The sequence below is a fragment of the Polaribacter sp. HaHaR_3_91 genome, assembly GCF_019278525.1.
Taxonomy (GTDB): Bacteria; Bacteroidota; Bacteroidia; order Flavobacteriales; family Flavobacteriaceae; genus Polaribacter.
In genome coordinates this window covers 3,622,370-3,634,994 of record NZ_CP058986.1, presented here as the reverse complement: position 1 = coordinate 3,634,994, position 12,625 = coordinate 3,622,370, and the positions used below count along the sequence as shown (strand labels likewise).

Annotated in this window: 7 protein-coding genes; 1 reads left to right on the top strand and 6 read right to left on the bottom strand. The window is 30.1% G+C overall.

Features of this window, described 5'->3' with window-relative positions; all coding sequences use genetic code 11:
- Both H0I27_RS15190 and H0I27_RS15185 read right to left on the bottom strand, forming a co-directional pair.
- On the bottom strand, positions 1–1,743 hold the full coding sequence (locus H0I27_RS15190; RefSeq protein WP_218731459.1) for an amidohydrolase family protein: 1,743 nt from the start codon (positions 1,741–1,743) through the stop codon (positions 1–3).
- 421 nt (positions 1,744–2,164) lie between these two features.
- A complete protein-coding gene (locus tag H0I27_RS15185; protein ID WP_218731457.1) occupies positions 2,165–2,596 on the bottom strand; it encodes a hypothetical protein in 432 nt (143 codons plus the stop codon).
- Positions 2,597–2,665: 69 nt separating this feature from the next.
- On the opposite strand from H0I27_RS15185, the gene prfA reads away from it, so the two are divergent.
- Complete coding sequence (prfA, locus tag H0I27_RS15180) at positions 2,666–3,742, top strand: peptide chain release factor 1 (RefSeq protein WP_165733714.1); 1,077 nt, start codon at positions 2,666–2,668, stop codon at positions 3,740–3,742.
- A gap of 997 nt (positions 3,743–4,739) precedes the next feature.
- Here the strand turns inward: prfA and H0I27_RS15175 are convergent.
- From H0I27_RS15175 to H0I27_RS15160, 4 genes are all read right to left on the bottom strand, one after another.
- Entirely contained in the window at positions 4,740–7,145 is a 2,406-nt protein-coding gene (locus H0I27_RS15175; RefSeq protein ID WP_218731456.1) for a glycoside hydrolase family 31 protein, read from the bottom strand.
- 277 nt (positions 7,146–7,422) lie between these two features.
- The gene (glgB, locus tag H0I27_RS15170; RefSeq protein WP_218731454.1) at positions 7,423–9,330 is read right to left on the bottom strand and encodes a 1,4-alpha-glucan branching protein GlgB; all 1,908 of its coding nucleotides are present in this window, start codon (positions 9,328–9,330) and stop codon (positions 7,423–7,425) included.
- Between the two features lie 46 nt (positions 9,331–9,376).
- Complete coding sequence (locus H0I27_RS15165; RefSeq protein ID WP_218731453.1) at positions 9,377–11,314, bottom strand: alpha-1,4-glucan--maltose-1-phosphate maltosyltransferase; 1,938 nt, start codon at positions 11,312–11,314, stop codon at positions 9,377–9,379.
- A gap of 42 nt (positions 11,315–11,356) precedes the next feature.
- Entirely contained in the window at positions 11,357–12,622 is a 1,266-nt protein-coding gene (locus tag H0I27_RS15160) for a glucose-1-phosphate adenylyltransferase (RefSeq protein ID WP_218731451.1), read from the bottom strand.
- Positions 12,623–12,625 lie beyond the last annotated feature (3 nt).

Here is a 12,625-nt window from a genome sequence, read left to right as displayed (position 1 = left end):
TTATTCTCTTACAAAGTAAACTTTTTTAATTTTATTATTTTCAATACGATAAATAGCTATTGCTTCTTTTGTTATATCATTAAATTGTACAACTTCTTTATCTATAACAACATTACCTTTTACAATTCTTTCTGTTAATTCGCAATGTAAATTGGTAACATTCTCAAACATTTTTGCATACCTCTTTCTCATATTTTCTTTTCCTTTATAGTTTAAAGTATTCGGAAAAGTATATACTTCTACATCATCTGCATAAGGTTCTAAAAAAGCTTCTATATTTCTAAGATTGTAAGCGTTTAATTGTCTTTGTGCTAAGTCTCTGGGAGTATCTTTTAATAAATCATTCGGATTATAAACAACACCTTTATTAATAATAGTATGTATATCAGTTAGGTTATTTATATCTTTTATAGGATTTTTATTTAAAAGAATAAGATTTGCTTTTTTACCAATGCTAACACTTCCAAATTCATTCTCTTTATCAAAAATTTTAGCGCCATTTATTGTAGAAGCTTCAAGGATTTGCCAATTACTCATGCCGCTTTTTTGCATTAATTCTAGCTCTTTTATATAAGAAGAAACATGTAATGTACCAATATTACCTGCATCTGTACCTGTTGCAATTAATACACCAGCATCAGAAAGTGTTTTAAGATTTACACTACATATAGAATCTGCTTTTTTTAAGTTGGCAATTCTATTGGGTTTGTTTAAACGCGTTTTATAATTATTTACTAATAAAGTATCAGAAAGGTGTTTTAAATCTAATAAAGAACCCAATTGATAAGGATTTGCTGTTAATAATTCATTATTACTAAACTGTAATCTTTGTCCAAATGTTTTACCGTATCCTCCGCTGACTTGTAATGTAGGAGAAAGAATCGTTTTGTTTTTCTTTAATAATTGTATAAAGTCTTTTGATAAAATTTTATCTTTTACACTATGTACTAAAAAATCTGCACCATTTTCTACAGCTAATTTTGCCGTAATTTCTTGTGTTGCATGTACTGCAACTTTTAGATTGTTTTTATGAGCTTCATCAATAACAGCTTTTACGATAGGTAAGTTTTTAAGAGCACTTTCTTCTATACTTAATCCATCTCTACCCGCTATATACCATATTTTAATAAAGTCTGGCTTGTATTTTAATTGATCTTTAACGCCATTAATACCATCTTCAATACTTTCTGTTAACGTAAAAGGCTCATCATGTTTTAAATTCTTATAAACTTCAGATTCGTAAGTTGTTAATAAAGGACCTGTTATAAAAATTTCCGGAGCAAAATCTTTATCTACAAAATCTTTACGTTGTTCTAGAAAATTGTAGGTAGCACCAACATCAATTAAAGTTGTAATTCCGTTTTTTAAATACCTTTTCAGTTTGTTTTCCATATCAGATTTTGCCAAAGCAATTTCTTCTGTGTAACTAACATATTTTCTTAAATCAATAGCATCAGGTCGTGTATATAATCCTCCGTTTTGAAAAAAATGAATGTGTGCATCTACCAAACCAGGAGCAATATACTTACCAGTTCCGTCAATAATAGTTGCGTTTTTAGGTAGTTTTATTTTAGTACTTTTTCTGATGTTAGAAATTAAATTGTTTGTAATTTCTATAGTTTGATTAGATACTAGTTTTTGTTTTTCTACATCAACTACTGTTACGTTGGTGATATAGGTTTGTGCAAAAAGTGAAAAAGAAGAAACTAGAAATGTGAATGTTAATAAAAATTTATTTTTCATTTTATGCAAGGTATTGGAGGTTTGTTTATTGATTTTTTATAAATATTAGCGAATTTATGGTTTTAATTTACTAAAATAAAATTTATGGAGAGTTAGTATTGCTTATTATGGAACATCTATCTCTTTTTATTTTGATTAATATAGCAATGTTAAATTTGCTAGCTTATACAATTATATATTTCTGATTTTATATACAAGATTAAATGAATTTTAGCTCCAAAATAATATCAAAACCAACAAATTTTTCTTCTTGATTTAGAAGAGAAAAAGTTGACTTATTTATTAAAAGAGAATATTTAGTTCATCTTTTTACTTTTGGTAATAAATTTAGAAAGTATAAGATTGCAGAAACTAAAAAGTAGAAGAAGTTTCTAATTTTTAGTTTTATTGTTGAGTGAAAGAGTCTAAGGTTTTATCAGCATTAGAGCTTATCAAAAATAAATTCAATTTTAAAATTATTAGCAGATGCAATCGCTTTTAATTGCTCGTTTTCTAAATAGTATTTTATCGTTTTAGGAAATTCGTTTATAGGATTTTCGCAAACAAAAGAAGAGTCCGTTTGTTGTGTTAATTTGAATAAAGTAGCAGTGTCATTTACGCCTTCCACTTTTAAAAATAATGTATCTTTTACCGTAATAAAGCTCAATCTTTCTTTAAAAATAGTATCGTTTTCTTTTAAAGTATAACCTAAACCTTTAAGGTTTGTATTCCAAGATTCATAAGTAGTATTGCCCTCTTCTTCGTTTACACGAATCCAATCTCCTATTAGAAAATTGGGGATAAGCATACTAGGTTTTTCTTTCTGACAAGAAGTGATCAATAAAAAAGAAAAGACTATAAAGAGTAATTTCATAAAAATAGTTTGCTTTGTTCAAATATAATTATAAAAATTGTAAATTCGCAATCCAAGAAAAGACAGAAGATGTTAGATAAATTAAGAATTGTTAAGCAGCGTTATGATGAAGTTTCTGATTTAATTATTCAGCCAGAAATCATCATGGATCAAAAGCGTTATGCGCAATTGATGAAAGAATATAAAGATTTAGGTGATGTTGTTAAAAAGGGAGATGAATATCAAACCTTAACAAACAATATAGAGGAGGCAAAAGAAATACTTGCCGATGGTTCTGATGCCGAAATGAATGAAATGGCGAAGATGGAAATCGAAGAAGCCAATATTAGAATTCCTCAATTAGAAGATGAAATAAAAGTTTTATTAATACCAAAAGATCCTGAAGATTCTAAGAATGCAGTTGTAGAATTACGTGCAGGTGCAGGTGGAGATGAAGCAAGTATTTTTGCAGGAGATTTATTTAGAATGTACACAAAATATTGTGAAAGTAGGGGATGGAAAGTTTCTACGGTAGATTATTCTGAAGGTACCAATGGTGGTTTTAAAGAAATTCAGTTCGAAGTTACTGGTAATGATGTTTATGGAATTTTAAAGTTCGAAGCAGGTGTGCATCGTGTACAAAGAGTTCCACAAACAGAAACACAAGGACGTGTGCATACTTCTGCTGCTACTTGTATGGTTTTTCCAGAAGCCGAAGAGTTTGATGTTGAAATTAATCCAAAAGAAGTTCGTATCGATTTTTTCTGTTCTTCTGGTCCGGGTGGTCAATCTGTAAATACTACGTATTCTGCAGTGCGTTTAACACATATTCCAACTGGTTTAGTTGCACAATGTCAAGATCAAAAATCGCAACATAAAAATAAAGAAAAAGCATTTAAAGTGTTACGTTCTCGTTTGTATGATATGGAATTGGCTAAGAAGAATGCAGAAGACGCTTTAAAACGTGGTTCTATGGTTTCTTCTGGTGATAGAAGTGCTAAGATTAGAACTTATAACTATGCACAAGGTAGAGTTACAGACCATAGAATTGGTTTGTCTTTGTACGACCTTCCAAATATTGTAAATGGAGATATTCAGAAAATTATTGATGAATTAATGTTAGCTGAAAATACTCAAAAATTAAAAGGATTAAGTGACGGAATATAGTTCTCTTAATAATTATAAGAAAAACCTTAAAACATTGTTTTAAGGTTTTTTTTTGCTCAAAAAAGAAAAGCGATTATAGTTTAGATAAACTATAGATCGCTTTTTTTGTATTCAAATAATTAAGAAATCTTAAACAGTTTTTATGCTGTTTAGGGGGAAGACTACTTACGCTACAAATATATACTGGTAATTGAAACTACACAATACCCATTTATGGGGTAATTTCAACTCACTGTTTTCGGTGAGTCAGTTCACCAGAAATGGTGATGATAAATTTTATTTGTAAAGATATATAGCTGTTAAAACTATTTTGCTTTACTGCTTGTAATAACTTTTATAAGAGTAGCATTGATTTAGTTATTTTGATTGCCCATTAGATTCTTTTATTTGTGCAATTTTAAATTTGAGCATTTTTTTTTTGGTAACAAAAAAAAGCGATCATAGTTTAGAAAAACTATAGACCGCTTCTTTTTCATTCAATTATTTAAGAAATCTTAAACAATTTTTATTTTGTTTAGGGGGAAGATTACTTATGGTACAAATATATACTTGTAATTTAGATGCTACAATACCCATTTATGGGGTATTTTCATCTCACTGTTTTCAGGTAGTCATCTCACTGAAAACAGTGAGATGAATTTTATTTGTAAAGATATATAGTTGATAAAATTCTTTTACTGTAATCTTTTGTATTCTTATAAAATACAATATTTATTTAGTTGTTTAACATATTCGTTTGAAAGGGTTATGTATTTGTGTAAATTAAAATCTGTGTAATATTATAACAAAAAAAAGCGATTATAGTTTAGATAACTATTAATCGCTTTTGTGTAATTTAAATATTTAAGAACCTTAAGCAAATTATATCTTGCTTGGGGAAAAGATTCCTTATGATACAAATATACAGTAGAAATCTAACCACTGCAATACCCATTTATGGGGTATTTTATCTCACTGTTTTTGGTGAGTCTGTTCACTGAAAACGGTGAGAAAAAACTTATTTTCCTATTAGATGTAATTCAGAAAAACCTTTATCTAGAAGTATAGATTGAGTGTTTCCAGAAATAACTCTATCTATAGAAGTTTCAACATTATCTATTTGAATAGAAGTAATAGTAAAAGGTAAATTATGGAACACAATATTAAACTTGCTGTAACCTGCGTTAAAGTCACCACGTTTATGTTGTTGTATAATTAATTCTTCTTTTTTTCCTGTTACTTTAAAAGTACGTAAACTAAATCTACCTTTTTTATAATCATATCCATCATGGGCATCATCATATAATTGTGAAGATTCTTTTCCTTCTTTATAATAAAGATCTAGAGTAATTTCATCAAATTCTTTTTCATCAACATATTGTTGTACTGGATATTTTGGTATTACTGCACCTTCTTTAATAAATATTGGCATGCTATCTATGTCTGCATCTACCCACATTTCTTTTCCACCAACTACAAGCTCATTTGTCCAGAAATTATACCATTTACCTCTAGGAATATACATTCTTCTTCCTCTAGCATTTGGTTCTTGTATTGGGCAAACTAAAATTTGTTCACCATACACAAACTCATCACTTCTATGATGTGTAGCAGTATCTTCTTGATCGTATAAAACTAAAGATTTTAAAATTGGTGTTCCGTCGTTAATATAATTCCAGAAACAAGTATATAGATATGGTAATAATTGATATCTAAGTTCCACAAACTTTCTTACAATGTTTGTAACTTCATCTCCGAATACCCAAGGTTCTTGATCTCCATGATCTCCAGAAGAATGTACTCTACAAAAAGCATGAAAAACACCTAATTGCACCCAACGAGCAAATAGTTCACCTTGTGGTTGTTCTGCAAATCCACCAATATCCGAACCTGCAAATGAGAAACCAGACATAGCCATTCTTTGTGCTTGGTTATTAGCAATTGCTAAGTGTTCCCAAGTAGCAACATTATCTCCCATCCAAGTAGAAGTATATCTTTGCGCACCAGAATAAGCAGATCTTGTAATTACAAATGGTCTTTTTGGATATGCATATTTTTTTAAACCATGGTATGTTGCACGTGCCATTTGAGTTCCATAAATATTATGTGCTTTTCTATGAGAACAAGGATTTCCATCATAATCATGACGAACATCATCTGGGAAAGACTTGTTAGGAACGTCCATTACTGCTGGCTCGTTCATATCATTCCAAACACCTTTTACTCCAAAATCTTCAATTAGTTCTTTAAATAAACCAGACCACCATTCTCTTACTTCTGGTTTTGTATAATCTGGAAAATAACATTCACCAGGCCAAACTTTACCTTTCATATAAGGACCATCGGCACGTTTACAGAAATAATCTTTATCTAATGCCTCTTTAAAAACATCGTATTCTAAATCTATTTTAATTCCCGGATCTATAATAACTACGGTTTTAAAACCGTCTTCTTCCAATTCTCTAACCATTCTTTTAGGATCAGGAAAATGGTTTTTATCCCAAGTAAAACAACGGAAACCATCCATATAATCGATGTCTAAATAAATAGCATCACAAGGTATTTTTAAATCTCTAAAAGTTTTTGTAACTTCTTTTACGTTGCTTTCAGGAAAATAACTCCATTTACATTGATGAAATCCTAAAGCCCATAATGGAGGTAAAGCGTGAGGTTTACCGGTTAAATCTGTATAATTTTTAACTACATCTTCCATTTTAGGTCCGTAGATAAAATAATAATTCATTTCACCACCTTGTGCCCAAAAACTTGCTACATTTCTTCTTTCATGTGCAAAATCGAAATGTGATTTAAAAGTATTGTCAAAGAAAATTCCATACGACTTATCACCTTGTATAGCCGTATAAAAAGGAATTGCTTTATATATAGGGTCTGTATCTTTACCAAATGCATATGAATCTGTAGCGTAGTTTTCAAAACGTTTACCTTTTAAGTTAACGTCTACAGGTTTATCTCCTAAACCATAAAAACTTTCTGCTCTTTGGCAAGCTTTACTCATTTTTACGATGTCTCCACCATATTCATAACTTTCTTCCCAGTGAAATCCAATTTCATCTTCGTTTATTAACTTTAAGTCTACAGCATCAAAAAGTTTAACTTGTAAACTACTTTTTTCTATTTTACAGATTAATTTGGAAGTTGTAACAACATAGTGAGTTTCATCTTCTGTTACGTCTAAAAAGTAATACCCTCTAGATGCGTGAATGGTAACTCCGTAAGAAAAATCGTTTTCAAATTTACCTGTTGTAGAGTATCTAAATCTTATTACACTGTCTCTTACTACAGTAAGTTGTAAAATTACATTGTTCTTTGTAGTAAAGTATAATGTGTCTACATCTTTCTTGTAGCTCACTATTTCTGAAGGAAATAAGTTTCCCTTTTGTTCTAACTCTGTATTAACAATCATAATTTTGGTTGTTTGTTGTACTTATAAAAATCGTAATTATTTGTAAAAGAGTATTATGGAATACTTTTTTATCTACGATAATGGATTGGTTTAATTAAGATGTAAAAATATTGCTTATTTATTTAAATATAAATAGATTACATTTTCTTTTTTAAATTGACGGTATTTTTCTTAATGTCTTAAAAATGAGGTTTTCTTATTGTGAAGTTAAAAAAAATATTCCTCTTTTTTTGTCAGAATAATAGAATGATAAAAAAAGAGGATTTACATTTTAAATTTATTTGTACTTGTAAGCAATCATTCCTAACGGAGGTAAATTTAATTCTATAGAATTTTCTCTGTTATTCCACTCCTTTTCTTCGGAAGCTAACTTTTTGTTTGCATAGTTTCCAGTACCATTATACTTGTTGTCATCACTATTAAAAATAGGTTTTAAGGTACCCGATTTTGGTAAACCTATTCTATAGTTTTCTCTTGGAACAGGAGTTAAGTTTAAGATAACAATTATATTATCTTTTTCATTTTCTCCTTTTCTAATATAAGACATAACAGAATTTTCATGATCTCCATGGTCTATCCATTCAAAACCTTCATGAGAAAATTGTTTTTCATGTAAAGCGGGTTCTTTTTTGTATAGTTTATTTAAGTCTTTTACTAAATTTTGTGCACCTTTATGTACACCGTATTCTAATAAATGCCAATCTAAACTTCCGTTAAAATTCCATTCGCTTGTTTGTCCAAATTCTGCACCTTGAAATAATAATTTTGTTCCTGGGTGTGTGTACATCAAACTATATAACATTCTTAAGTTTGCGAACTTTTGCCATTCATCACCAGGCATTTTATCTACTAAAGATTTTTTACCATATACTACTTCATCATGAGAAAGAGGTAACATAAAGTTTTCTGTAAATGCATAATTTAAACTGAATGTTAATTCGTTTTGATGATGCTTTCTGTATATAGGTTCTTTTGCAAAATAATCTAGCGTATCATGCATCCAACCCATCATCCATTTCATTCCAAAACCTAAACCTCCATCATAAATGGGTTTAGATACTTTTGGGAATGATGTAGATTCTTCTGCAATAGTTTGTACATCTGGAAAAGATTCATAGACAGCTGCATTCATCTCTTTAATAAAATTAATGGCATCTAAATTTTCTCTTCCACCAAATTCATTTGGTTCCCATTCTCCTTCTTCTCTAGAGTAATCTAAGAATAACATAGAGGCAACTGCATCTACTCTTAATCCATCTGCATGGTATTGGTCTAGCCAGAAAATAGCATTACTAATTAGAAATGATTTTATTTCGTTTCTTCCGTAGTTAAAAATTAAACTTTTCCAATCTTGGTGATATCCTTTTCTTCTATCTGGGTGTTCATATAAGTGAGAGCCATCAAAGAAACCTAATCCGTGGTCATCTGATGGAAAGTGAGAAGGAACCCAATCTAATAAGACTCCAATTCCTTTTTCGTGAAATTTATCTACTAAATATTTAAATTCGTCTGGATAACCAAAACGAGAAGTTGGTGCAAAATAACCGGTTAATTGATATCCCCAACTTGGGTCATACGGAAATTCCATAATTGGCATAAATTCTACATGGGTAAAATTCATTTCTGCAACATAATTAACCAATTCTTCTGCTAATTCATTATAACTTAAAAAGCGCCCTTCTTCAATTTGCTTTTTCCAAGAACCTAAATGAACTTCATAAACAGAAAAAGGAGCATCTAATGCATTATTTTTCTTTCTATTTTTCATCCATTTTTTATCATTCCAAGCGTAGTCATCTTCCCAAACTTCAGAAGCTGTTTTTGGTGGGTGCTCACATCTCCTTGCAAAAGGATCTGCTTTTTCTGTTGTTATATCGTTATTAGTACTTCTAATTTTATATTTATAAATTGTTCCTTTACCAATATTAGGAATAAAACCTTCCCAGATACCGCTTCCGTCCCAACGTACATTTAAGTGATGCTCTCCTTCTAACCAAAAATTAAAATCTCCAATTACTGCGACCGATTTTGCGCTTGGAGCCCAAACGGCAAAATAGGTTCCTTCTACACCATCTACAGTAACAATGTGCGATCCAAATTTTTCGTATAATCGATAATGCTTACCTGCTTGAAAAAGGCTAATATCAAATTCTGTAAAAAGACTGTGTACTTTTGTTTGTGCCATAGTTTTATAAGTTCAAAAAAGTACCTTTTTAAAAAGGTACTTTTTGTTATTTATTGATTTTAAAGATATGAAACGGAAGGGTTGCATGTAATTCTACATAATTCCACTCGTTATACCAATTGTAACAATTTCTAGTTACCAAATCTTCTACCTCAATTTTCTGACCATGATTTATTTTTAAGGCTTGTAATGGTAATTGAATAGAACCAGATTGTGAGTTATAAGCATCTAAACTTATAACTGTTATGGTTTCATTAGTTCTATCATCGTCCCATTTATAAAAAGCTATAATTTGATCATTACCAGTTTCTAAAAATTGAATATTATTTGTTTGTTGATAAGATTCATGCTCTTTTCTAATGTGATTGATTTTAGATATTAAAGTAGTTACTTTATTTTCTTTAAACCAGTCATAATTGCAAAGTTGAAATTTTTCTGACATATAATACTCTTCCTTACCAGGAATAGGATCACTTATCATTTGTTCAAAAACAGGTCCGTAAATTCCAATATTTGAACTTAAAGTCGCAGCTAAAGCATAACGTTGTAAGTATTTACTTTCTGGAGCTCCTTGTAGATGAAACGGATTAATATCTGGTGTATTTGGCCAGAAATTAGGTCTCATATATTCTTTCTGTTCCGTTTTAGTTAATTCACTCATATACTCGATTAACTCGTGTTTAGAATCTCTCCAAGTAAAATAAGTATAGGATTGTGTATAACCTTGTTTTGCTAGTTGCTGCATTATTTTTGGACGTGTAAATGCCTCTGCTAAAAATAATACATCTGGATGCTGTTTTTTTACTTCAGCAATAATCCAACCCCAAAAAAAGTATGGTTTTGTATGTGGGTTATCAACTCTAAAAACGTTAATACCACAATCAATCCAATATAATAATGTGTCTAAACATTCTTTCCAAAGATTTTTAAAGTCTTTACTTTCCCAGTAAATTGGAAGAATATCTTGGTATTTTTTAGGTGGATTTTCGGCATACTGTACAGTTCCGTCTGGTCTCCATTTAAACCAATCTGGATGCTCTTTTACCCAAGGATGATCTGGTGCTGCTTGCAAAGCGTAATCCATAGCAACTTCAATACCTAATTCTTTGGCTTTGGTAATTAAGTTTTTAAAATCTTCTAAAGAACCTAATTCTGGATGTAAGTCTTTATGACCACCATATTTAGATCCAATTCCCCAAGTAGAACCAACATCTCCATCTTGTGCTACAGTAGTATTGTTTTTACCTTTTCTATTTACTTCACCAATTGGGTGAACAGGAGGGAAGTATAAAGTATCAAAACCCATCTTAGCAACTCTGGGTAATAATCTGTGACAATCATTAAAAGTTCCATGTCTTCCTTCTTGCTCAGAAGCAGAACGTGGGAAAAATTCATACCAAGTACTAAATCTTGCTTTTAGTCTATCTACATACACTTTGTATTCAGTAGAAGTTTCTATTAAAATTTTCTCTGGATGTTTTTTAAAAATAGATGTTAATCTTTTAGAGACAGCTTCTTTTACAGCTTCGGAATAGGTTTCATTATTTTTAAAGATGAATATAAGGTGCAGTAAGTAATTTTTATCCTCAGAAGAAACCTTTTCTAGCATTGGAGCTAAAAGTTCTGCTCCTTCTAAAAGCTCTGAACTTACATGTTGAGAATCATCAATTTTTCTACCTAAACCATGTTGCCAGTTTAAGGCATAATCTACCCAACCTTCAATTTTATATGAATAATAACCTTGTTTTGATGTTTGAAAGCTTGCTAAATACTCGTCATTAGATGTTGGTGTCATTCTAATTTCTGACCATTCATTATCTTTTTCATGTTTGAATAATAAATTAGCCTGAAGTACATCATGACCATCAACTAAAACATCTGCAGTTACATTTACAATTTCATCTACAACACGTTTAATATTTACTGTTCCGTGGTTTATTTGTGGAGCAATATTTTCTATTACAATTCTACTTTGATTTTGCATTAATTTTGTTAAGTTTAAATAATAAAAAAGTAAAAAAATGTGCTATCCTATGTTTGTTCCTTTAGGAATAATAGCATCTTTTTTAATAACTACAATACCGTCTTTAACCATATAGGTATCTGTTTCTACATCTTTTATGTGCTTTCCTCCATTAATTCTAACATCATCACCAATTCTACAGTTTTTATCTACAATACAGTTGTGTATGTAACATCTGTCTCCAATTCCCATCATAATATCAATATTATTTTCTGACACTTCGTCTAAAGTTTCATAAGAATCGTTACCCATCATATAGGTATTGGATATTAAAGAGTTTTTTCCAATTCTCGAACGAATACCAATAACAGATCTTTCTATTTTTTCTGCATGAATCAGACAACCGTCTCCTATAACTACTTTATTTAAAATTGAACCCGCAATCTTAGAAGTAGGTAATATTCTTGGTCTTGTATAAATTCCTTTTTCATCATATAAATTAAATTGAGGTACATCATCTGTTAAACCTAAATTTGCTTCAAAGAAAGACTCTATAGTACCAATATCTTCCCAATAACCTTCATATTGATAACTAAATGTTTTATGCTTATCAATTGCTTGAGGAATAATTTCCTTACCAAAATCATTTGTATCAGGATTACTCATTAACTCTATTAATAAATCTCTATTAAATATATAGATACCCATAGAAGCTAAGTAGTCTCTTCCTTGTGCTTTCATTTGATCACCTACATCAGAAGTCCAATCAGGTAATAACTCTGCTGCGGGTTTTTCTATAAATGAAGTAATTATATTTTCTTCATTTGTTTTTAGTAAACCAAATGAGGTTGCATCTTTAGCTTCTACAGGATACGTAGCGATAGATATTTCTGCGCCACTATCTTCGTGCTTTTTAATCATATCATTAAAATCCATCTGATATAATTGATCACCAGAAAGAATTAAAGCGTATTCAAAATCGTTTGCTAAAAAATGTTGCATACTTTGTCTTACAGCATCAGCTGTTCCTTGAAACCATTTATCACTTTTAATGGTTTGTTCGGCCGCCAAAACATCTACAAAAGCAGAACTAAAGAAACTAAAATGATAAGTATTTTTTATATGTCTATTTAAAGAAGCAGAATTAAATTGAGTTAATACATACATTCTTTTAATATCAGAATTGATACAATTAGAAATAGGGATATCTACGAGTCTATATTTACCTGCAATTGGTACAGCAGGTTTAGATCTATCCTTTGTTAGTGGGTATAACCTGGAGCCTTGTCCACCTCCTAAAATAATTCCTAATACTTTTTCATTTATCATTGC